Here is a 22,354-nt window from a genome sequence, read left to right on the forward strand (position 1 = left end):
GCAGCACAGGCTTTACCCTATTCGCCGACTATGGCAATTCTGCGACCAGGATAAAAGGCGCGAAACTGCGCCGGGAACGTATTTGAGGCGGGGCGGTCGGCGCCCCATGAAACACGGTATGGCAAAAGGAACTTCTGCTGCGCCGGGTCCGATCGACCGCACGATCGTACTGGTGGGCATGATGGGTGCAGGGAAATCGGCGATCGGCCGGCAATTGGCCCAGCGCCTGAAATTGCCGTTCTACGATGCCGATCACGAAATCGAACGCGCGGCCGACTGCACGATCGCGGAAATCTTCAAGCAGTACGGCGAGGAGTATTTCCGGGCCGGTGAGCGCCGTGTGATCGCGCGGCTGCTGGAGGGTGGCCCCTGCATTCTGGCGACCGGCGGCGGCGCCTTCATGGACCCCGAGACGCGGGCGATGATGAAGGATCGCACACTGACCGTCTGGCTGAATGCCGAGTTCGACGTGCTGTGGGAACGGGTCAGCCGCCGCAGCCACCGACCGCTGTTGCGCACCGAAGACCCGAAGGGCACTCTGCGCCGCCTGATGGAAGATCGCTATCCGGTCTATGCCGAGGCCGATCTGACCGTCCTGTCCGACCGCGCGCCGAAGGAGGAAACCGCGGACAGGGTCCTTCACGCCGTCGCCGATCACCTGGAAAGCCAACCGCAATGACCCGCGCCACCGTGCCTGTCGCCCTGGGCGATCGCTCCTACGATATTCATATCGGCCCAACAGTTCTGGCCGAGGCCGGGGCGCTGATGGCGCCGCTGCTGCGCCGCAGGCATACCATCATCGTGACCGACGAAACCGTTGCCGGCCTGCATCTGGAAACGCTCACCGTCTCGTTGGACAATGCCGGGATCGGCCATGAGACGATTGTGCTGCCGCCGGGCGAGGGCACCAAGAGCATGGACCAGCTTGCCGGGCTGCTGGACCGGATCTTCGCCATCGGGATCGAGCGTGGATCGACCCTGACCGCCCTGGGCGGCGGTGTGATCGGGGATCTGGTCGGTTTCGCCGCCGCCGTTGCCATGCGCGGGATCGACTTCATCCAGATTCCCACCACGCTTCTGGCCCAGGTTGACAGTTCGGTTGGCGGCAAGACGGGAATCAATGTCGCGGCCGGCAAGAATCTGGTCGGCGCATTTCATCAGCCGCGCCTGGTCCTGGCCGATACGACGGTCCTGGATACGCTGACGATCCGGGAATTGCGCGCAGGCTATGCCGAAGTGGTGAAGTACGGCGCGATCGACGATTTCGCCTTTTTCGAATGGCTGGAGACCCATGGCGCGGACCTGCTGGATGGGGACGTTGCGGCCCGCATCCACGCGGTCAAGGTAAGCTGCGAGGCCAAGGCCCGCATCGTCGCCGAGGATGAACGGGAGGCCGGCCGTCGGGCGTTGCTGAATTTCGGCCATACATTCGGCCATGCGCTGGAATCGGCCACCGGCTACGGCAGTCGCCTGCTGCATGGCGAGGGAGTGTCGATCGGCATGGTCCTGGCCTTTGACCTGTCCGCGCGTCTGGGCTTGTGCGATGGCCAGGAGGCCGCCCGATTCGCCCGCCATCTGGCGGAACTGGGCCTGCCGACCGGTCCCGGCTCCGTCCCCGGCGTGGCCTGGAGTGCCCGGGACCTGGTCAGCCGCATGGCCACGGACAAGAAGGTCAAGGACGGCAAACTCACCTTCATCCTGGCCCGCGGCATCGGAGAGGCCTTTCAGACCCAGGACGTCGACCCCGCCGACCTGACGGCCGTTCTGGAAGAGGCGATCGCGGCATGAGCGAGTCCGAATATTACGCAATCGGCGCGATTTTCCTGCTGCTTGTCCTGTCCTTCTTCTTTTCCGGGTCGGAGACCGCGCTGACCGCGACGTCGCGATCGCGCATGCATCAGCAGGCCAAGAACGGGGAGAGGCGCGCCACGACCGTGCTGCGCCTGCTGGAACGCAAGGACCGGCTGATCGGGGCGATCCTGCTCGGCAACAACATGGTCAACATCCTGGCCTCCGCCTTGGCGACCTCCGTCCTGGTCAGCCTGTTCGGAGAGGCCGGTGTCGCCTACGCGACCATCGTCATGACCCTGCTGGTGCTGATCTTCGCGGAGGTGCTGCCGAAGACCTATTCGCTGGTCCATGCCGATACCGTCGCGCTGATCGTCGCGCCGATCATGCGTTGGATCGTCGTCATCTTCGCGCCGATCACCTCAGCCGTGCAGGTCGTGGTGCGCGCCACGCTGCGCCCCTTCGGTGTCGACCTGTCGACCTCGATCAGTGTCGAGCAGCATGAGGAAGAGTTGCGCGGCGCCATCGATCTGCATGAAGGCGAGGATCCCGATATCCGCCACGAGCGGGAGATGCTGCGCTCGATCCTCGATCTCGACGATGTCGAGGTCAGCGACATCATGACCCATCGCCGGCAGGTCGCGATGATCGATCTCGACGATCCGGTGGCCGACTGCGTCGAGCAGGTGCTGGGCAGTCCCTATACGCGCATTCCGGTCTATCGCGGCGATCCCGACGACATTGCCGGCGTGCTGCACGCTAAGGCGCTGCTGCGCGAAATCCATGCGCGCGGCGGCAAGCTGGACGATCTGGACCTGGCCGCCCTGGCGACGCCGCCCTGGTTCATCCCGGATTCAACCACGCTGCTGGACCAGCTTCAGGCCTTCCGCGAGCGGCGCGAGCATTTCGCCATCGTCGTCGACGAATACGGCGCCTTCATGGGCATCGTCACGCTGGAGGACATTCTGGAGGAGATCGTCGGCAATATCGACGACGAGACCGATATCGCCGTGCCCGGCGTCAAGCCGCAGCAGGACGGCAGCTTCGTCGTCGACGGCGATGTCACGTTGCGTGCCTTGGCGCGGGATCTGGAATGGGCACTTCCCGACGAAAATGCCGCCACCGTTGCGGGGCTCGTCCTGCACGAGGCACGGCTCATTCCGGAACCGGGGCAAACATTCCTGTTCCACGGGTTCCGCTTTGAGGTCTTGCGCCGGCAGCGCAACCAGATCACATCCCTGCGTGTGACGCCGCCGCGGGATCCGGAACCGGGCGACGACGAATAAGTGAGGACAGCCGCATGCCGTTGAGCGACCATGGAGTCGAACGCCGCCACTATCATACCCGCGACATTCAGGTACGGGGCTATTTTCGCGCCGATGGCCTGTGGGATATCGAGGGTCACATGCGCGACACGAAGACCTACCCGTTCGAAAACAGCCATCGCGGAGAGGTCGCGGTCGGCGAGCCGGTGCACGACATGTGGCTGCGCATTACCATCGACGACACGATGCTGATCCACGGCGCGGAGGCCGCCACGGAATCCAGCCCTTACGACGTCTGCCACGCCATCACGCCGTCCTACGAGCAGCTGATCGGCCTGCGCATCGGCCCGGGCTTTCATCGCGAGGTCAAGAAGCGGCTGGGCGGCAAGTCCGGCTGCACGCATCTGACGGAAATGCTCTATCCAATGGCAACGGTCTGCTATCAGACCGCCTATGCGTCGCGAAACAAGGCGCGCCGGGATTTCGGCCTGCCGGTGGAGGAAGAGCCGACCAGCCCGGACAAGCGTCCCGGCCATATCGACGCCTGCCACGCCATGCGCGCCGACGGCCCGATCGTGAAAGAGGTCTGGCCGCAGTATTACGAGGGCAATTGAGGCGTCTATTCCCCGGGTACCGACAGTTTCAGGGCCAGGGCATGGACCGGCCCGGCCAGTTCATCGGCCAGAACGGCGTAGACCTTGCGCTGCCGGTCGACGCGGGTGGTGCCGCGAAACGCCTCCGATGCCATGACGACGGTGAAATGCGAGGTGCCGGTGCCGGGCGATCCGGCATGGCCCGCATGGCGGTGGGAATCGTTCTCGATCACCAGCGCAGTCGGGTCGAAAGCCGCGCGCAGCTTGCGTTCCATCTCGCGTTCGACATCCGTCATCATAGTTTCAACAGCCTTTCGCAGGTGGGCGGCCCGTGATCCTTGTCCGGGCCCGATGTCATCCCCATAGTGGGTAGCCGCACACCGTTTGACAATGACCGGACCGCAATGGGACGCACCGCCACCAGAGACCCGAGGGACCACGCAGCCGCGCCGCGGATCTGCGCTCATCCCGAGTGTCTGGAGGAAGGTCTGCATCCGGCGCCGAAATCCCGCGACCGGCTGCGCGACTATTTCTGGTTCTGCAAGCAGCACGCCCGCGAATACAACGCGGCCTGGGATTATTGCCGCGGGCTGGGGCAGGCCGATATCGACCGGATCATCCGGCAGGACACGGTCTGGGGCCGTCCGACCTGGCCCCTGGGCATGCAGCGCATGGCCGGCCAGGGCGGCGAGTTCAAGATGAAGGACGGCACCGGCTTCTTTTCCGACGACGAACAACACACGGCTGAGCCGCCGCCCGACGACAGTCCGATCGGTACCGAAGTCTGGGCCATGCGCGCGCTGGACCTTGCGCCGCCGCTTACCTTGACCGGTCTAAAGGCGCGCTATAAGGAATTGGCCAAGCTTCTTCATCCGGATGTTAACGGGGGCGATTCCGAGGCGGAGGAGCGGCTGAAGCGGATCAACCTGGCTTATGCGACGTTGCGCGCTAACTTCACGTCCAGAGCCGGGACATCCTGACCAAAGAGCGATGCCGAACGAGTAACCCGAACGTACGAAAGCCAGCCTGACATGACGAAGAACAGTGCCGCCGGACAGGGAGTCGACGCCCTCGACGCGCCGGATATCGAAGTTTCCGTGCGCCAGACTTTCGGTCTGGACAGCGATATGAAAGTTCCCGGTTTCTCCAACCGCACCGAGCACGTGCCGGATGTCGACGACACCTATGTCTTCGACCGCGAGACCACCATGGCGATTCTGGCGGGTTTTGCCCATAACCGCCGCGTCATGATCCAGGGCTATCACGGCACCGGGAAATCGACCCATATCGAACAGGTCGCAGCGCGCCTGAACTGGCCCTGCGTCCGCGTCAACCTGGACAGCCATATCAGCCGTATCGACCTTGTCGGGAAGGACGCCATCGTCCTGAAGGACGGCATGCAGGTCACCGAATTCCGCGAGGGCATCCTGCCCTGGGCGCTGCAGAATCCGGTTGCGATCTGTTTCGATGAATACGATGCCGGCCGGCCGGATGTCATGTTCGTGATCCAGCGCGTGCTGGAGATCGAAGGCAAGCTGACCCTGCTGGACCAGTCCAAGGTCATCCGTCCGCACAAGTTCTTCCGCCTGTTCGCGACTGCCAACACGGTCGGACTGGGCGATACGTCGGGCCTGTATCACGGCACGCAGCAGATCAACCAGGGTCAGATGGACCGCTGGTCGATCGTCACCACGCTGAACTACCTGCCGCATGACGAGGAAGTCCGCATCGTCCTGGCCAAATGCCCGGATTTCGACACGGACGACAAGCGCGACGTGGTATCCGCCATGGTGCATTGCGCCGACATGACGCGGACCGGGTTCATCGGGGGCGACATCTCGACCGTCATGAGCCCGCGCACCGTGCTGACCTGGGCCGAGAACGCCCGCATCTTCAACGATGTCGGCTTCGCCTTCCGGGTCACATTCCTGAACAAGTGCGACGAGACCGAGCGCCCCGCCATCGCGGAGTATTACCAGCGCTGCTTCGGCGAGGAACTGCCGGACTCGACCGCCGCGATCCAGGTCCACTGACCGGAGGCAGGGCCATGTCCTCAGCCGATCGGGAAGGGCCGCTGGAAGCGTTCAAGCGGGCCAATGCTGCGTGTTTCCGGGCCGTCGCCAAACGCCCGGAGATCGAGGTCGCCTATGGCGCGGACCCGGCGCACATGACCGGCGAGCGCGCCCGCCTGCCCTTCCCGGCGCGCCATCTGCCGGCGGAAGAGGTTGCGCAGGTCCGCGGGGAAGGCGATCAGCTGGCGTGCCGCCTGCGCCACCATGACGCCAAGAAGCACGCAGCTCACCGTCCGGCCGGCGATGTCGCGCCGATGCTGTTCGACGCCCTGGAGTCCGCGCGGATCGAAGCCGTCGGCGGCAAGGACCGGGCCGGGCTTCGGGCCAACATGGCCGCTGCGCTGGAACAGCGATACCGGCGCATGGGTTTTCACCGCATCGAGGACAAGACCGAAAGTGCCCTGCCGGAAGTGGTGCGCCTGCTGGCGCGCGAGCATCTGACGGGCGAGGCCCCGCCGGCCTCGGCGCGCAACGCCGTGGAACAATGGCGCAGCCAGATTGCGCCGAAGATCTCGGAAGCCCTGCGCGAGCTTGCGCCGCTGCTGGACGATCAGGATGCCTATGGCGAGGCCGCCCGGCGTCTGATCCGGGCGATGGATATCGATCTAGGCAATGAGGACGCGCCGGAAAGCGCGGAGGACGGCGAGAGCGACGACGATCAGGAACAGTCCGACAATCAGGCCCAAGGGCAGAACGAGGAGCAGGGCGGCGAGGACAACGCCGCCCAGGCGGAAGGGGCCTCCGACACCGCCATGGGCGAAGGCGAGGACGACGATCAGGGCGATTTTGCCGACGAGGACATGACTGGCGAAATGATGCAGGCGCCCGGTGCCGAACAGCCGGGCGATTCCGGCAAGCGCTGGCGTCCGGAAAACGACCTGTCGAATGTCCCGAAGGAAAAATTCTACAAGGCCTATGTCGAAAGCTTCGACGAGGTGGTTGGTGCCGAGGATCTGTGCGATGCCGAGGAACTGACCCGGTTGCGCACCATGCTGGATCAGCAGCTGACCCATATCCAGGGCATAATCGGCAAGCTGGCCAACCGGCTGCAGCGTCGCCTGATGGCGCAGCAGCAGCGCTCCTGGGAGTTCGACCTGGAGGAAGGCATCCTGGATACGGCGCGGATCGACCGCGTCGTGACCAACCCGACCCACCCGCTGTCCTTCAAACTGGAACAGGACACGCAGTTCCGGGATACGGTCGTCACCCTGCTGATCGACAATTCCGGATCGATGCGCGGTCGGCCGATTTCCATCGCCGCCATGTCCGCGGACATCCTGGCGCGGACGTTGGAGCGCTGCGGTGTGCGGGTGGAGATTCTGGGCTTCACGACCCGGGCGTGGAAGGGCGGACAGGCTCGCGAGCGCTGGCTGGCGGACGGCAAGCCCGCCAATCCGGGCCGCCTGAACGATCTGCGCCACATTGTCTACAAGCCGGCGGATCTGCCCTATCGGCGGGCGCGGCGCAATCTGGGCCTGATGCTGCGCGAAGGGCTGCTCAAGGAGAACATCGACGGTGAGGCGCTGATGTGGGCGCATCAGCGGCTGCTCGGACGGCCGGAGGAGCGCCGAATTCTGATGGTGATTTCCGACGGTGCGCCGGTCGACGATTCCACGCTGTCGGTTAATCCGGGGAATTACCTGGAACGCCATCTGCGCGACGTGATCGACTATATCGAGACCAAATCGCCGGTCGAGGTGGTCGCCATCGGCATCGGCCATGACGTGACGCGCTATTACCGCAGGGCCGTTACCATTGTCGATGTGGACCAGCTGGGCGGCACCATGATGGAACAGCTTGCCGATCTTTTCGAAGACGAAACGAACCTGCCGCGCGGCCGACGCAAGAGCTCGAAACTGGAACCTGTCCGGGCCCGGCGCTGACCGCTGTACAGTCCAGGACCCGGTTTGCTATCTGGTCCCGGACGGCGGTCGGACGTCCGGCGCCTTCCCGTCACGGACCGGCCCATCCATCGCATGCAGGTGGCGCAAGGCGGCTTTCATCGAGCCTTCGCGCATCATGTCGCGCAGAATTGCCGCATATTCCGCGAAGTTGATGCGAATCGGATTCGCGGTCTCCACCGGGTCGGTCAGGCCATATCGTTCCGGTGCCCGGTCATTCAGATAGGTCCCGAACAGCCGATCCCAGATCATCAGAATGCCGCCGAAATTGCGATCCAGGCGCGACGGCCGGGCGGTGTGGTGCACCCGATGGGCGGAGGGGGTGTTCAGAATGCCTTCCAGCGGACCGAGCCAGCCGATCTTTTCCGTGTGAATCCATGTCTGATAGCCGACAACGACCACCAGCGCCCCGATCGTCTGGACAGGGTCGAAACCGATCAGGATCATCGGCAGAAAGAACAGCCATTCAAACAGCCCCTCCACCCAGGACAGGCGGAAGGCGGTGGTCAGGTTGAATTCCGGGGAGGAGTGGTGGACGCTGTGATACGCCCAGAGGATCCGGGCCTTATGTTCGCAGCGATGCATGGCGTAATAGGTCAGATCCGCGGCCAGGATCGCGGCAATCCAACTCCACCATGTCATCGGAATGTCGACCGGGGCGAGGGGTTCGCAGACGAAAAGGGCGATCACGAACACGGCCCCGAACAGGGTGCGCTCCAATACGGCGTTGCCCACGGCAATCAGGCTGTTGGCCAGGGTCTGCCCGAGGGAAAGGCGCTGTTTGCGCCAGACGTCCCAGACGGTTTCGAGAACTGCCAGAGCGATGAAGACCAGCCCGATTGCCTCAATCGACAGCAGCAGACCGCCAACCGCCTGGAGACGGGTTTCAATTTCGGTTTCCATACCGTGACCCCTGTCTGTAGAGTTCAATATTGAAGTGAATGAACGTTCGTTCATTATATCGACAAACGGAAGGTGCTTTTCAAGTGGATACTGACCGGCAAGGCCAAGCCCCGGAACTCCGGACCAGCAGCAAGGGCGAGATCCATCGTCAAAGAATCCTCGACTCCGCCCTATCGCTCTTCATGCGCAAGGGGTTTCATCAGACATCGATGCGGGATATCGCGCGGGAAGCGGGCGTCAGCCTCGGCAATGCCTATAACCACTTTGCCGGAAAGCGTGACCTGATCCTGGCGGCGGCGACCCTGGAATCCGGCGAGCAGGACGACCTCATCGCGGCGCTGCGCGAGGCGACCGGCCCTGAGGCCGCGCGGCCCCGTTTCGTGGACGCATTCTATCGCAGTGTAGCGACCCGGGAGACGGCGGCGCTTACGGCGGAAATCATGGCTGAATCTCTCCGCGATCCGGAAATCGGCACAGCCTTTTCCAGGAACCGCCGGCGATTTACCGACGCGCTGGCCAAGACCCTGGATCTGTCCGAAGACGGATCGGCCGACGCGCTTCTGGACTTGGTCGAAGGACGCGCCCTGCGCGATGTCCTGGAAGACAGCGTCATGCCCGGCCAGGACGCGCCGGAAGACCTGCATCGCATGGCAGCCCGGCTCTGGCAGGCGCGGTAAAGGCGCTCAGATTCCAAAGAACTTCTTGATGCCTTTCAGGAATTCCTCGGTCAGGGAGGCCCGACGCTCGATCCCGGTTTCGGCATCCAGGGCGGCAAAGGCCTCCCGGGTGCGCATTTGGCGCTCCGCCAGCGTTTCCGACAGGTGTTCCGCCAGTTCGGGGCGGCGCTGCAGAATCGGCGCCAGCGTGTCCTTCGTGATCTCGAAGCCTATCGAATCGACCTCCGGCACGACGGTGGCCCCGCGTGGCGCCCCGGTCAGCAGCGACAATTCACCGAAGAAGGCGCCCGGTGTCAGCGACCCGACCCGGGTTTCGCGCCCATCCGCGCCGGCGACGAAGACCGACAGCATGCCTTCCTTGACGACGAAGAGCGAATGCCCGGCCTCGCCCTGGGAGACCACCGGCACACCGCGCTTGAACAGATGCTGAGTCATCTGGTCGTTGATCACCATGACTTCCTCATCCGTCAGCGGCGCCAACAGATCGATGGCGTGCAGGAAGTCGATGTCGCGTTGGGGCACCTCTCGCGGCAAGCTGCGCCATTCGATGCGCTGGGCCGGGACATGGACGCCGGAGAAATGCATGTTGCGCAGGATCGCGCGCTGAACCTCATAGCGCAGCCGGTGCAGGCTGCCGTAATCCGGAATCCAGAAACGCACCTGCCAGACGGTGCCGCTTTCGGTGAATTCCTTGATGCGGATTTCGGATTCCCGCGGAACCTCCACGACTTCGGGCACCGACCAGATCGCCGATTTCAGAAGACGCTCCGCGCGCCACGCCGTGACCGTATAATCCAACTGAATCTCGATCTCGTCGCGGAAGAAGCGTTCCGGCGTGCTGTAATTCTTGAACCGCCCGGTCGCCAGTTCGGAGTTCGAGATGATGACCGTAGTTTCCTCCTTGGTCAGCAGACGGGTCGCCCGCCAGTTCATCGTCGTCACCCGTCCGACCGTGCCGTCGTTCAGTTCGACCCAGTCACCGATGCTGAACGGTCGCTCCACACCCAGCGCGATGCCGGTGAACAGGTCCGAGATCATGTTGCGCAGCGCGAAGCCGATGACCGCGATGACAATGGACGACGTCGTCAGCAGCCCGGTCACCGGCAGATCGAAGACGAAGCTGAGGACGATGATCAGCGCGGCGATGTAGATCAGGGCCGCCGTCATGTCGATCAACAGCCCCGGGGCCGGAACGCCGGACCGGGCCTCCACGATCCCGGTCCACAGCAGGACCCGCAACCAGCGCTGCACCGCGAAAGCGGCGGCCAGCCAGAAAAGCGCGGTCAGTCCCTTTGCCAGCCACGCCGCCTCCGGCCCGTCCGGTTCCAGGTCGAGGGCAAGCGCGACCGAACCGGCGTCGAGCGCCGCAACGATGAAAATCAGCGCCAGCGCAATTGGCCAGATCAGCCCGACAGGACCGAATCCCGTGCCTTTCTTCGGCTCTTCCGGGCCGGTTTCCTGATGTGTGTCGCGACTGTTCTGCATCCGCCCCCCGGCGTGCGCCGTGTCCGTCCGGCAAGCTTAGAACAGACCCGACGGACTTGGGAAGCGGCACAGCGGAGATTTGCAATGCGGCATGCGTGTGCTAGTGAACCCGGCGAGCGAAAACAAATGGGGGCGAGTGGCCCGCGCCATGCGGAACTATCTGGATTTCGAACAGCCGATCGCCGATCTCGAAGGCAAGATCGAGGAACTGCGCCATCTGACCGATGATGGCGGTGTCAACATCGCGGACGAGGTCGCGCGCCTGCAGGCCAAGTCGGACAAGCTGTTGCGCGCAACCTATCAGAAGCTGTCGCCATGGCAGAAGGTGCAGGTGGCCCGCCACGCGGACCGGCCGCATTTTTCCGACTATGTCGCCGGCCTGATCGAGGGTTACGTGCCGCTGGCCGGGGATCGCGCCTTTGCCGACGACAAGGCGATTCAGGGCGGGATCGGGCGGTTCCGCGGTCGCTCCGTGGTTGTTCTGGGCCATGAGAAGGGCGCCGACACCTCCAGCCGGGTGAAGCATAATTTCGGCATGGCGCGCCCCGAGGGCTACCGAAAGGCGATCCGGCTGATGGAACTGGCCGAACGCTTTCATCTGCCGGTCCTGACGCTGGTCGACACGCCCGGCGCCTATCCCGGTGTCGACGCCGAAGCCCGCGGCCAGGCCGAGGCCATTGCCCGGTCCATCGAGACCTGCCTGAAGCTCAAGACGCCGCTGGTCTCGCTGGTGATCGGCGAGGGCGGGTCCGGCGGAGCCATTGCGATTGCCGCCGCGGACAATGTCATGATGCTGGAGCATTCGGTCTATTCGGTGATTTCTCCGGAGGGCTGCTCGACCATCCTGTGGAAGAAGGACGGGTCCGAGAAGGTCGTCGCGGAAACGCCGAAACTGGCGGAATCCCTGCGCATGACAGCACAGGATCTGCTGGAACTGGGGGGCATCGACACGATTGTGCCGGAACCCCTGGGCGGTGCCCATCGCGACAAGGCCGCGACCATCGAAGCCGTCGGCGAGGCGTTCGAAGCCGCGCTGGACGGCCTGACTGCGAAATCGGTCGACGAACTGCTCAAGACCCGTCGTGAGAAATTCATCGCCATCGGTCGGGACAGCCTGTCGTAGGCTTGGGATCGCCACGATCCTCACGGCCGCGCTGATCCCGGCGGCCTGCGAATCCGTGCCGGCCCCGGTGCCGGAAGGATGTGTCGTCGGTGTGCTGACCGATGAGGGCGCAACCTGCCAGGCGCTGCGGGACGGAGAAGATCGCCTTTTCAGTTTCTATTCGGACATGACCGGATATCGACTGGGGGAGCAGGTCTGCGTCTGCGGGCCGGTGGCGCAGATGTCCTTCTGCCAGCAGGGAACCGTGATCGAGGCGACCCATCTGGGCCGCGCCTGTCCCGCAGCCACGCAATAGCGCCGCCGGGCAGACCGGTCAGTCGAACAGGGCGTCGATTTCGTCCTGGCTGATCGACCCATCGCCTTCCATGGCCGGGCCGTGCAACTCCTCGCCGGCTTTCGGCGGTGCCTTCTCCTCGCCACGCATCACGCTGGCGAAGGCGCTGTCGCCGCCCCAGATATCCATCATCTTGCGCACGCGCTCATCGATGAATTCCATGGTGTTCACGACCTTGGTGATGCGCTGCCCGGTAATGTCCTGGAAGTTGCAGGCTTCGAAGATCGCGGTCGCGTGCTCGAACAATTCATCGACCTGGGTCTGGGAATCGGCGCTCAATTCGGCCCGCAGGCGGCCGGCGACATCCTCGATCGCTTCCGCGGCGTTGATGATGCCGTTGGTGGCATATTCCGTATCGCCGACGACCGCCCGCAGCGCCTCGGATGCCGTCGCGATCTTGTCGTTGGTCGGATCGGCGCTGCGCAGCGTGGCAATTTCCTGCTTGGTCCGCTCAATCGCGTCGGACAGTTCCTGGAGGTCGAACTTCAGGCGCTCCGCTTCGACGATCTGCTGCTTGAACGTTTCTGCGTCGACGCCGGCCGGGGTCGCCGGCTTGGCCTTCTCGCCAACACTCAGCGACTGGACATCCTTGCGCAATGCCTCGATCGATTCCCGAATCTCTTCGAGCTCCCGGCCGTTGACCGGCGCATCGCCGGACTTTACCGATTTGCCGACGGGAACACGGGACTGCTCGATACGGAACAACTTACCTTTGGCCATGTAATCTACACCTCGCACCGGTACTGAACACCGCGCACATGCATTTGTGTCTGAAGGGCGAAACACCCCTTCCATACACGAACAGGCGATTTGGAAAACTAGTTTCCGACAGTTTCTGCAAACAATCGGTTAATTTCTGCTTCTAAAGATGCGCGTTCAGCCGATTCCGGCGGCAGCGCCGCCAGGGCACGCGCGAAATAGCTGCGTGCGTCGTCCATATTCCCGCTACGATAGTCATTCAGCCCGAGGAACCAGAGGGCCTCGATATTGCCGGGGGCGAGGCGCTCGACACGCCGCATCAGGGCGACGCTTTCCGGGGTCTGCTGCTCACCGGCCTGGGCCCGCAGGATCCGGGCCCGGTCGATCAGGATATCGGTATCGTTGGGCGCCAGTTCCGACGCCCGCGACAGCGCGGCACCGGCCTCGTCCAGCCGTCCAAGCACCGTGTAGGACCGCCCCAACATGATCCAGCCCTGCAGGTCGTCCGGGTTGTCCTCCAGACGCGCGGCCAGACTGCCGACCATGCCTTCGATCATCGCACGCCGGTCCTCCGCGGACATTTCCTCGGCAGCGGCAATATCGTCCGCGCTCGGCCCGCGGGGTTCCGAACCGGACGCTCGCGCGGTGCTCGGCGCCTCAAGGCCCAGCTCATCCGCCAGCGCCATCAGTTGACGCATCGGGAAGGGAGCCGCGGCAAACGTCCTCGCCGCCTGGTTCAGGGCCTCCTGCGCCCCGTCGCGATCCCCCAGTACGACGCGCGACCGCACGAGGCGCAGCCAGCCGTCGAAGTCGGATGGATCATCCGCCAGCCGTACAGCCAGGCCATCGACCATGCCCTGGATCATCTCCCGGCGTTCGCCCTCGGTCATGTCGGCCGCGGCCGCCATGTCCTCCGGGGTCGGTCCCCCGGAGTTACGGGCAACCGTATCGGCCAGGGACGGATTGGTCGCCGCGCCCGCCAGCAGCAGCTCTTCCAGGTCCACCCCCATGTCGGCCGCCAGTTCCTCGGCGCGCTGACGCACGACGCCGGCCCAGGTCGCATCCGGCCCGGCACGGTTCAATAGGCCGACCCAGCGGTTCAACGCATCCTTCAACCGGCCCTGCTGACGGTCATATTCGCCGACATAGAAATGCGCCCGCGGATCGTCCGGCGTCAGGTCCAGCACCTTGTAGAAGGTCTTCGCGGCGGTATCGCTGACATCGCCATCGGACCAGAAAACCAGCGCCTCGCCATAGGCGGAGTTCAGCGCGGCATCGTCCGGGAAACTCTTCAACGCCTCCTGATAGGCGGCAGCGGCCCTGGCGTAGTTGCCGCGCATCATCTCCGTTCGGCCCAGAAGCGACCAGTCCTCCGGCGCTCCGTCGCCGGATTCCAGGCGTTCCGTCAGCCGCGCCGCCATTTCGTCCAGGCTGCCGGCTTCGGTTTCCGCCTGCCCGGCCTGTACACCCGTCATGGCGTTGTCCCGTCCGGGCACCGACTGGGCCAGTTGCCGTTCGGCCTGGCGCAGGGCGAGCGGCATGTCCGGATTGGCCGGATCGCCATTGCGCAGATACAGCAGCACCGTCAGCGCAAGCGCGCCCGCGATCAGCGCGGCCGCGACCGTCTGGACACCGGACCCGGTGGCCTTGGCCGCAGTCGCGCCGGAGCCGGCGCGTTTATCCGCCGCCAGCAGCCGCCGGCCGATCTCGACCCGGCTGGCCTCGGCTTCCTCGGCAGTGATCCGGCCGCGCTCCAAATCGCGCTCGATCTCCCGCAATTGGGATTTGTAGACGGTCACATCATAGGCGGCGGCATCGGCCTCCGTATCCTGAGGGAGGTCGCGCAGCAGCGGGCGCAGAATCGCGTATCCGGCCGCACAGGTGGCCAGGGCGGCAAAAACCCAGAAGATCATGCCCGCGTTCCCCCGGTCTCGTCGTCATCGGCCAGAAGCGCATCGATCCGTCGGCGCTCTTCCGCGCTCAAGCCACCCGCCCGGGCGGTATCCGCGCCGGCCGGTGCAACTGGCGTTCGACCGCGGAACCAGACCAGCACCGCGACCGCGCCAATCGCCACGAACAGGAAGGGCCCGCCCCAGAGCAACACGGTCCCAAGCTTGAGCGGCGGGGTCAGCAGCACATATTCGCCGTAACGGTCGACCAGATACTGTTTGACCTCGGCATTGCTGTCGCCGGCGACCAGCCGCTCACGCACGATGATGCGCAGATCGCGCGCCAGATCGGCATTGGAATCGTCGATCGACTCGTTCTGGCAGACCAGGCAGCGAATATCCTTCGATATCTCCCTGGCGCGTGCTTCCAGCCCCGGATCGTCCAGCATCTCGTCCGGCAGCACTGCCGTACCGGGCGTTGCGGCCAGCAGGCCAAGTGCCAGCAAACCGGACAGGGCGAGAATCAGCGTGTGGCGGCGCTTCATTGAGCCCTCATCGCGTTGATCCGGGGCAGGAATTCTTCCTCCAGAAGGCGTGGCGTGACCGGTCCGACATATTTGTAGACCACTTCCCCTTTCGGACTGATCAGAAAGGTTTCCGGATACCCGTAAACCCCCCATTCGATCCCGGCCCGTCCCTCCGGGTCATAACCGATCCGGGCATAGGGATCGCCCAGTTCCTCCAGCCAGGCAATCGCCGCATCCCGGCGATCCTTGCTGTTCAGGCCATATACCGGAACGCCGTGGTCCCGGGCCAGCGCGGTGATCAGCGGATGTTCGACGCGACAGGGTACGCACCAGGAGGCGAAGACATTGACCAGGATCGGTTCCCCGCCGAAATTCTGCGGACCGAAACCGGGCTTGTCCCCCTTCAGCGGCGGCAGTTCTACCGCCGGGACCGGCTCGCCGATCAGTGCGGAGGGAACGATGCTGGGATCCCGGCCGCCGATCAGCTGATAGGCAAAGACCGCCAGCAGGCCTGAAAAGACCAGTAGCGGCAGCAGTCCCAGCCACCAACGCCGTTTCGGGCGCGCGCTTTCCGATACGTTCATCTCATCGCTCATCGCGAACCCCTCATTCTGCCGGCTGCGCGGTGCCGTCCGACGGGGCGGCGCTGCGTTTCGGCGCGCCCACGCGCAGCCGTCGGTCGCTGAGCGACAGGAACCCGCCCAGCACCATCAGTGTCGACCCGATCCAGAGCCAGGGCACCAGCGGCTTGAAATAGAGCCGCACGGTAAACCGGCCCTGTCCCGCCGGATCGCCCAGGACCGCATAGAGATCGTACCAGAAGGTCGAGCGAATGGCGGCTTCGGTCGTGACCTGCCCGTTCGACACATATTGCCGGTTTTCGGATTGCAGAACGACCGGTTCCGCCCCCTTCGACCCCGCCGGAACGACGGAAAAAGTCCCGCGCTCGGCATTGTAGTTCGGTCCCGGCACATCGCGGACGGAAGTCAGGGTGAAATCGAAACCGCCGACCTCCACCGTCTGACCGATGGTAACCGCCTCGATTTTCTCCTGCGTCAGGAGCGACGCACCGGTTGCACCGGCGATCACCACGGCCACGCCCAGATGGGCCGCGGTCATGCCCCATGCGGCCCGGCTCAGGCTGCCCAGGCGGCGCAGGGCCTGCCCCGGTTTCACGGCGCGGGTCGGGCGGCATTTCCGGTACAGCTCGGTCATCACGGCGGCGATCAGCCAGGCGGAAAGTGCAAGGCCCAGAAGGGCGATTGCCGCCTGACCCCAGACCACGATGCCCGCGACGACGGTCACCGCAACGGTGAAGACGAAGGCGACGCGAAGTATCCTCAGGGCGGGCGCCAGATCCGCCCGCTTCCAGGGCAGCAGGGGCCCGACGCCCAGCGCCACGAAGAGCGGCGCCATGATCGGCACGAAGGTCGCGTTGAAGAACGGCGGCCCGACGGAAATCTTGTCATCCGTCGCCAGCTCCAGAAACAGCGGGTAGAGTGTGCCCAGAAGCACCGTCGCGGCCGCCGTCGTCAGCAGCAGGTTGTTCAGTACCAGGGCCCCTTCCCGGCTGATCGGGCGGAACAGGCCGCCGCCCGTCAGCATCGGCGCGCGCCAGGCGTAGAGCGTGAAGGAGCCGCCGATGGCGACCGCCAGCAGGGCGAGGATGAAGACGCCGCGTTCCGGATCGCTGGCAAAGGCGTGAACCGATGTCAGCACCCCCGAACGCACCAGGAAGGTGCCGATCAGGCTGAGCGAGAATCCTATGATCGCCAGAAGGATGGTCCAGCTCTTCAGCGTGTCGCGCTTCTCCACGACAATGGCCGAATGCAGCAGCGCGGTCGCGACCAGCCAGGGCATGAAACTTGCATTTTCGACCGGGTCCCAGAACCAGAAGCCGCCCCAGCCCAGCTCGTAATAGGCCCACCAGCTGCCCAGGGCGATGCCGCCGGTCAGGAAGGCCCAGGCCAGCAATGTCCAGGGCCGGACCCAACGCGCCCAGGCCGCATCGACCTTGCCTTCGATCAGGGCGGCACAGGCAAAGGAAAACACGATCGAAAGCCCGACATAGCCGATGTAGAGCATCGGCGGGTGGAAGGCGAGGCCGGGATCCTGCAGCAGAGGATTTAGGTCGCGCCCTTCCAGCGGCGCGGGAAAGATGCGTTCGAACGGGTTGGAGGTCAGCAGCATGAACAGCAGGAAACCGACCGTGATCAGGGCCTGGATCGACAGGGTCCGTGCCTTCAGGCCCGGCGGCAGATTGCCGCCGAAGACTGAGACCAGCGCCCCGAACAGCGCCATCACCGCAACCCAGAGCAGCAGCGAGCCTTCGTGATTTCCCCAGGCTCCGGACACCTTGTAGAGCAGCGGTTTCAGCGAATGGGAGTTCTGGACGACGTTCAGGACCGAGAAATCGGATGTCACATAGGCATGGATCAGGGCGAGAAAGGCGAAGAGCAGCAGGCCGAACTGGGCCAGCGACGCCGGGCCCGCCACCGCCATCAGGCGTCCATCCCCCCGGGCCGCGCCCAGCATCGGAACAGTCGACTGGATCAGCGCCACGCCGAGCGCGAGGGTCAATACATAATGGCCCAGTTCCGCGATCATCTGTCTCGCTCCCCTCTGTCCTCAGCCCTTGCAGGGATTGGCGCCCGACGCCGCATCGGATGACGTCACGGCCTGGGTTTCACCCTCCTGCCAGGTGCCGGCCCGCTTCATCGCCTCGACAGCTTCGGCCGGCATGTAGGTCTCGTCATGTTTGGCCAGAACCTCCTGCGCCCGAAACGCCCGGCCGGCGCCGTCCAGCTGACCCAGGGCGACAACGCCCTGCCCGTCCCGGAACAAGCTGGGCAGCAGACCCTGATAGGTAACGGTGACGCTGTTGGCGCCATCCGTCACGACAAATTCCCGGGTTACGCCGTCGTCGCGGATCCGGCAGCTGCCGATTTCGACCAGCCCCCCGATCCGGAAGGTCGCGCCTTCAGGCACCTTGCCCTCGACGACCTCCGTCGGGCCGAAGAACAGGTTCACGTTGCTTTGCAGCGCAGTCAGCGTCAGGGCGGTCGCCGCACCGAGGAAGGCCACGCCGCAAATCACCAGGATCAGGCGCATCCGCTTGCGCTGTGCGGCCGGAGACCGCCGTCTTGCACCGATATCGCTCATCTATCCCCCGGTGCACCGCGCCGCGTGCGGCTGCCCTGCAGCAGATCCAGATCGCGCTGCCGCGCCCGCAGACGGCGCAGGGTCTGGACTGCCAGCCCCAGCATCAGCGCAAAACAGACACCATAGGACCCCCAAACATAGAGGCCCGTTCCGTCCATTTGCCAGAATTCAGACAGCGTCTCGAACATCGTCTTTCATCCGCCTCAAGTGCCGCGCAGCTCGGCACGCAGGCCAGCGCGCAAGGCCCGCAGCCGCACCACCGCGAATTCGCCACGCAGCCGAAGGATCAGCAACGCAAGGAAGGCCAGGGTAAACCCGGCCAGCATCAACATCAGCGGCAGCAGCATTTCCGGTGGCAGGTCGCCGCCCTGCTGCGCCGCCGCCGCCGCCAGATCGGCCGGCAGGTTTTCCGCCTGCACCACGGCTTCCGGCTCCCCGAAGATGGCACCCATGAGGTCGCCCGCCAGGGTCGATTTCTGATGCAGCGTATTGAAGAAATAGACTGAAAACTTGATCAGCGGAATGTTCACCACGCCCACCAGGGCCAGGATCGCCGCCGGTTTGTCGCCGCGCGCCGGATCGTCGAAGGCATTGGCCAATGCCAGATAGCCGAAATACAGGAACAGCAGGATCAGCATCGATGTCAGGCGGGCGTCCCAGACCCAGTAGGTGCCCCATGTCGGACGGCCCCACAGAGATCCCGTCACCAGACAGATGATGCAGAAGACACAGCCGATCGGCGCCGCAGATCGGGCGAGCAGGTCGCCCAGCGGGTGTTTCCAGATCAGGAAACTGGCACTGCCCAGCGCCATGACGACATAGGCTGCCTGCGCCAGGAACGCGGTGGGAACATGGATATACATGATCCGGACGGTTTCGCCCTGCTGGAAATCCGGCGGCGACGCGTAGAGGCCGAAATACAGCCCGGCGGCCAGCGCAGGCAGGCACAGGGCGACGATCCAGGGCAGCGCCCTGTCCGCCACGCGCATGAACTGGCCCGGATTCGCGAACCGATGCATCCTGTTCGATCCCGTCACGCCTGTCTCAACCCCGCCGGACGGGGTCATCCGGCCATTTCCTACACGCTATGGCCGTTTCGTGCACGTTGATTTGGCTCAAAGATTTGCCTTTGACCAGTGCCGCACCCGCTATCCCTCGACCCCGTGACGAACCGCCGCGGCGGCGGCGAGCGGGGCCAGAGGGATCGCTGCCGCCAGGATCGCCGCGAGATAGAGGAAATGCGGCTGCGGCGAGACGCTGGTCAGAACCGCGTCGACGGCGGTCACACCGAAAATCAGGATCGGAATGTAGAGGGGCAGGACCAGCAGGGCGATCAGCAGACCGGCCCGGCGCGCACCGAGGCTGAGCGCCGCGCCGACGGCACCGATCAGGCTGAGGCTCGGCGTGCCGATGGCCAGCCCGGCGAGCAGGACCGGATAGCCCTGCGGCGGCAGGTTGAGCAGGATGCCGATCAACGGCGCAACGGCAATCAGCGGCAATCCCGTCGTCAGCCAGTGGGCCAGGGTCTTGGCCAGAACGACCAGCGTCAGGGGCGTCGGGGACAGGGCCATCTGTTCCAGGCTGCCATCGGCCAGATCCTGCTGGAACAGGCGGTCCAGCGACAGCATGACGGACAGCAGCGCCAGAACCCAGATCACGCCGGGCGCGATCCGGGCCAGGGTTTCCGGTGCCGGGCCGACGCCGAAGGGAAACAGCGACGCGGCAATGACGAAGAAACCCAGAACCAGCGCCAGATCGGCACTCTGACGCACCGCCAGCAGCAGGTCGCGGACCAGAACCGCCCGGAATCCCGTCATGCCGGCACCGCCGCGCCGCGCGGCGCATAATCACCAAGGTCGAGGGTCTCGCCGTCAGGCAGAATGAATTCGATATGCGTCGACAGGACCACCGCGCCGCCCTTTCGACGGTGCGCCCCGACCAGTGCCTCCACGGCGCGGACCGACACGGTATCCAGTCCGACGGTCGGCTCGTCCAGCAACCAGACATCCGCATCCGTGACCAGAAGCCGGGCCAGCGACAGACGGCGGCGTTGTCCCGACGACAGAACGGCGCCCCGCGTATCGGCCAGATGGGTCAGGTCGAGCGCCGCCAGGGCCTCTTCCAGCCGGGAAGTCCGGTCAGTCCCGGCAAGATCGGCCCAGAACCGCAGGCTCTCCCGCACGGTCAGAGTCGGTTTCACCGGGTCTGCATGGCCGATATAGGCTATTCGGCTCCGATGGGAATCCGGGTCTTCCGATGCCGCGCGGCCATCCAGGAGAAGGTCGCCATCGAACGGCTCGAGCAACCCCGCCAGCACACGCAGCAGGCTGGACTTTCCACTGCCGTTCGGGCCGGTCAGGAGGAGGGCACCGCCGGGATGCAGCGAGAAGGACAGGTCTTCAAAGACCAGTTTCTGGCCGCGCAGACAGGTCAGCCGATGCGCCGTGAGTATTGCCATGACGCTTTCCATGCGGCGCGAACCAGTGGCCCGTCAAGCGCCATGCGCGATACCGAACAGAGAATTTCCGGGACCAACCCGATCATTCGAGCAGGATTTCGACCCGTCGGTTCTTGGGCTCCCGCACGCCGTCGGCCGTGGCGACCATCGGCTCTTCCTCCCCGCGGGCAAAGGTCACGATGCCCGTCGCGGGCAGCCCCAGTTCGACCAGCATGGACCGGACCCGGTCAGCCCGCCGCTCGGACAGTCCCATATTGTATTTCTGGGTGCCCGAAGTGTCTGCGTGGCCGGTCAGGATGATGCGCGCGACCTTGCCTTCGCTGGCATAACCGGCCGCCTGGCGCAGGATCGCTTCCGTCGCCGGGGTCAGTTCCGCCTTGTCCCAATCGAAATAGACGATGAAGTTCCGCGTGATCTCCGGTTCCGGCGCGGGCGGCGGGGCCGGCGGCGGAGGGGGAGGCGGCGGTGGAGGCGGTGGCGGCGGAGCAGCAGCGATTTCCGGTTCAGGCGCTGGCGCGGGTTCGACCGCCGACTGCATCGGGACGGGCTCCGGCTCCGGTTCGGGACGCGACTTTCCGACCGGGAAGGTGTAGCGCAGACCGACCGTGAAGAGGTGGTTGTAGTATTCCGACCGGGAACGGACACCGTTCGCCGTGTTGACCTCGACCTCCGGCACGGCCAGGAAATTGTACTGGCCGGTCAGTTCGACATTGTCGTGCAGGTCGAAGGACACGCCCGCAATGGCCTGCAAGGCGAGGTTCGGATCGGCGTAATCGTCGATCGACGACGTTCCGCCGGCGGTCGTGACCGGCGAGACGTTCTTGTAATTGAGATAGGCCACCCCGGCCCCGACCCCGAGATAGGGCGAGAATCCGTCGGCTTCGAAGTCGTAAAGGCCGTTGATGATCATCGTCCAGGCATCGACGTCACCCGTCGCATTGCCCGCGCTGATGTTTTCCACCTGGCTGGTGCGATAGCCGATTTCCAGCTCGGACCGCCAACCCTCTTCGTATTTGAACCCGATCGTGCCCAGCGCACCCGGACCGCCGGAATGTTCGATCGACTGGTTGGTGTTCGGGACATCCAGATCCTGTTCGTGCGGAATGTTGTATCCCGCACCGATGCCGATGTAGTACCCGTCGTCGCGCGCCGTGGCCGCGCCAATGCCCAGCGCGGTCGCCGAGGCCGTCGCGGCGGAAATGAGGATCAGGCGATTCATGTCCGCCTCACGTTGTTCCAGTTATTTCGATGGGCATACCAGATACTGACAAGATATGCCCTTTCTCTCCTATTCATACTTTCTGTAGTGATTTGCCCAGTATGTCGACATCAAATTTCCTTTAAATACTAGGGGTGGTGCGAAGATTTGCCATCTGGCCCCGGTTTGCGGGGAATCGCCTGCCGAGCCCGGCGCGCCTTGCCCGGCTGCACTTGCGCTGCTATATGCCCGCGGATTGCGGATTCCGCGCAATAGCGGA

24 protein-coding genes are annotated in these 22,354 nt (G+C 64.7%); 10 read left to right on the forward strand and 14 right to left on the reverse strand.

Annotation, left to right across the window (positions count from 1 at the left end; translation table 11 throughout):
* Window positions 1-118: 118 nt before the first annotated feature.
* The 4 genes from R8L07_07440 to R8L07_07455 are packed head-to-tail and all read left to right on the forward strand — an operon-like array spanning window position 119 to window position 3,667.
* On the forward strand, window positions 119-679 hold the full coding sequence (locus R8L07_07440) for a shikimate kinase (protein ID MDW3205364.1): 561 nt from the start codon (window positions 119-121) through the stop codon (window positions 677-679).
* The gene (gene aroB / locus R8L07_07445; GenBank protein ID MDW3205365.1) at window positions 676-1,788 is read left to right on the forward strand and encodes a 3-dehydroquinate synthase; all 1,113 of its coding nucleotides are present in this window, start codon (window positions 676-678) and stop codon (window positions 1,786-1,788) included. Before R8L07_07440 ends, aroB begins: the two co-directional genes overlap by 4 nt.
* Window positions 1,785-3,074, forward strand: a complete 1,290-nt coding sequence (locus R8L07_07450) for an HlyC/CorC family transporter (GenBank protein MDW3205366.1) — start codon at window positions 1,785-1,787, stop codon at window positions 3,072-3,074. The genes aroB and R8L07_07450 overlap by 4 nt, the downstream gene beginning before the upstream one ends.
* Before the next feature lie 14 nt (window positions 3,075-3,088).
* A complete protein-coding gene (locus tag R8L07_07455) occupies window positions 3,089-3,667 on the forward strand; it encodes a DUF2889 domain-containing protein (GenBank protein ID MDW3205367.1) in 579 nt (192 codons plus the stop codon).
* A 5-nt stretch (window positions 3,668-3,672) separates the two neighbouring features.
* Here the strand turns inward: R8L07_07455 and R8L07_07460 are convergent, their stop codons facing one another.
* Window positions 3,673-3,942: a BolA family protein gene (locus R8L07_07460; GenBank protein ID MDW3205368.1), complete on the reverse strand. Its 270-nt coding sequence runs from the start codon at window positions 3,940-3,942 to the stop codon at window positions 3,673-3,675.
* Window positions 3,943-4,050: 108 nt separating this feature from the next.
* On the opposite strand from R8L07_07460, the gene R8L07_07465 reads away from it, so the two are divergent.
* The 3 genes from R8L07_07465 to cobT are packed head-to-tail and all read left to right on the forward strand — an operon-like array spanning window position 4,051 to window position 7,601.
* Window positions 4,051-4,626 (forward strand): J domain-containing protein, encoded by a 576-nt coding sequence (locus R8L07_07465; GenBank protein MDW3205369.1) that lies wholly within the window; start codon window positions 4,051-4,053, stop codon window positions 4,624-4,626.
* Between the two features lie 51 nt (window positions 4,627-4,677).
* Window positions 4,678-5,679 (forward strand): cobaltochelatase subunit CobS, encoded by a 1,002-nt coding sequence (cobS, locus tag R8L07_07470; GenBank protein MDW3205370.1) that lies wholly within the window; start codon window positions 4,678-4,680, stop codon window positions 5,677-5,679.
* A 14-nt stretch (window positions 5,680-5,693) separates the two neighbouring features.
* Complete coding sequence (gene cobT, locus R8L07_07475) at window positions 5,694-7,601, forward strand: cobaltochelatase subunit CobT (protein MDW3205371.1); 1,908 nt, start codon at window positions 5,694-5,696, stop codon at window positions 7,599-7,601.
* Between the two features lie 27 nt (window positions 7,602-7,628).
* Here cobT and R8L07_07480 read toward each other — a convergent pair whose 3' ends face one another.
* Complete coding sequence (locus R8L07_07480; GenBank protein MDW3205372.1) at window positions 7,629-8,522, reverse strand: sterol desaturase family protein; 894 nt, start codon at window positions 8,520-8,522, stop codon at window positions 7,629-7,631.
* A gap of 38 nt (window positions 8,523-8,560) precedes the next feature.
* Here R8L07_07480 and R8L07_07485 point away from each other — a divergent pair, with 38 nt between their 5' ends.
* On the forward strand, window positions 8,561-9,199 hold the full coding sequence (locus tag R8L07_07485; GenBank protein ID MDW3205373.1) for a TetR/AcrR family transcriptional regulator: 639 nt from the start codon (window positions 8,561-8,563) through the stop codon (window positions 9,197-9,199).
* Between the two features lie 6 nt (window positions 9,200-9,205).
* Here R8L07_07485 and R8L07_07490 read toward each other — a convergent pair whose 3' ends face one another.
* Window positions 9,206-10,684 (reverse strand): mechanosensitive ion channel family protein, encoded by a 1,479-nt coding sequence (locus tag R8L07_07490; GenBank protein ID MDW3205374.1) that lies wholly within the window; start codon window positions 10,682-10,684, stop codon window positions 9,206-9,208.
* A 148-nt stretch (window positions 10,685-10,832) separates the two neighbouring features.
* Between R8L07_07490 and R8L07_07495 the strand changes: the two genes are divergently transcribed.
* Window positions 10,833-11,807, forward strand: a complete 975-nt coding sequence (locus R8L07_07495) for an acetyl-CoA carboxylase carboxyltransferase subunit alpha (GenBank protein ID MDW3205375.1) — start codon at window positions 10,833-10,835, stop codon at window positions 11,805-11,807.
* The gene (locus R8L07_07500; protein MDW3205376.1) at window positions 11,767-12,102 is read left to right on the forward strand and encodes a hypothetical protein; all 336 of its coding nucleotides are present in this window, start codon (window positions 11,767-11,769) and stop codon (window positions 12,100-12,102) included. The genes R8L07_07495 and R8L07_07500 overlap by 41 nt, the downstream gene beginning before the upstream one ends.
* An 18-nt stretch (window positions 12,103-12,120) precedes the next feature.
* Here R8L07_07500 and R8L07_07505 read toward each other — a convergent pair whose 3' ends face one another.
* From R8L07_07505 to R8L07_07555, 11 genes are all read right to left on the reverse strand, one after another.
* Window positions 12,121-12,861, reverse strand: a complete 741-nt coding sequence (locus R8L07_07505; protein MDW3205377.1) for a protein phosphatase CheZ — start codon at window positions 12,859-12,861, stop codon at window positions 12,121-12,123.
* 98 nt (window positions 12,862-12,959) lie between these two features.
* Window positions 12,960-14,753, reverse strand: a complete 1,794-nt coding sequence (gene ccmI / locus R8L07_07510; GenBank protein MDW3205378.1) for a c-type cytochrome biogenesis protein CcmI — start codon at window positions 14,751-14,753, stop codon at window positions 12,960-12,962.
* The gene (locus R8L07_07515; protein MDW3205379.1) at window positions 14,750-15,274 is read right to left on the reverse strand and encodes a cytochrome c-type biogenesis protein; all 525 of its coding nucleotides are present in this window, start codon (window positions 15,272-15,274) and stop codon (window positions 14,750-14,752) included. The genes ccmI and R8L07_07515 overlap by 4 nt, the downstream gene beginning before the upstream one ends.
* Window positions 15,271-15,852, reverse strand: a complete 582-nt coding sequence (locus R8L07_07520) for a DsbE family thiol:disulfide interchange protein (GenBank protein ID MDW3205380.1) — start codon at window positions 15,850-15,852, stop codon at window positions 15,271-15,273. Before R8L07_07520 ends, R8L07_07515 begins: the two co-directional genes overlap by 4 nt.
* Window positions 15,853-15,862: 10 nt before the next feature.
* Window positions 15,863-17,863 carry a heme lyase CcmF/NrfE family subunit gene (locus R8L07_07525; protein MDW3205381.1) on the reverse strand — a complete coding sequence of 667 codons (2,001 nt, stop codon included), beginning with the start codon at window positions 17,861-17,863 and terminating at the stop codon, window positions 15,863-15,865.
* 21 nt (window positions 17,864-17,884) lie between these two features.
* Complete coding sequence (gene ccmE / locus R8L07_07530; GenBank protein ID MDW3205382.1) at window positions 17,885-18,418, reverse strand: cytochrome c maturation protein CcmE; 534 nt, start codon at window positions 18,416-18,418, stop codon at window positions 17,885-17,887.
* Window positions 18,415-18,606: a heme exporter protein CcmD gene (gene ccmD, locus R8L07_07535; GenBank protein ID MDW3205383.1), complete on the reverse strand. Its 192-nt coding sequence runs from the start codon at window positions 18,604-18,606 to the stop codon at window positions 18,415-18,417. The genes ccmE and ccmD overlap by 4 nt, the downstream gene beginning before the upstream one ends.
* A 15-nt stretch (window positions 18,607-18,621) precedes the next feature.
* Window positions 18,622-19,485, reverse strand: a complete 864-nt coding sequence (locus R8L07_07540) for a heme ABC transporter permease (GenBank protein ID MDW3205384.1) — start codon at window positions 19,483-19,485, stop codon at window positions 18,622-18,624.
* An 81-nt stretch (window positions 19,486-19,566) separates the two neighbouring features.
* Complete coding sequence (ccmB, locus tag R8L07_07545) at window positions 19,567-20,235, reverse strand: heme exporter protein CcmB (GenBank protein ID MDW3205385.1); 669 nt, start codon at window positions 20,233-20,235, stop codon at window positions 19,567-19,569.
* Window positions 20,232-20,876 carry a heme ABC exporter ATP-binding protein CcmA gene (ccmA, locus tag R8L07_07550; GenBank protein MDW3205386.1) on the reverse strand — a complete coding sequence of 215 codons (645 nt, stop codon included), beginning with the start codon at window positions 20,874-20,876 and terminating at the stop codon, window positions 20,232-20,234. The genes ccmB and ccmA overlap by 4 nt, the downstream gene beginning before the upstream one ends.
* An 82-nt stretch (window positions 20,877-20,958) precedes the next feature.
* Window positions 20,959-22,095 (reverse strand): OmpA family protein, encoded by a 1,137-nt coding sequence (locus R8L07_07555; protein MDW3205387.1) that lies wholly within the window; start codon window positions 22,093-22,095, stop codon window positions 20,959-20,961.
* Window positions 22,096-22,354 lie beyond the last annotated feature (259 nt).

It is taken from the genome of Alphaproteobacteria bacterium (genome assembly GCA_033344895.1).
Taxonomy (GTDB): domain Bacteria; phylum Pseudomonadota; class Alphaproteobacteria; order UBA8366; family Aestuariispiraceae; genus Pacificispira.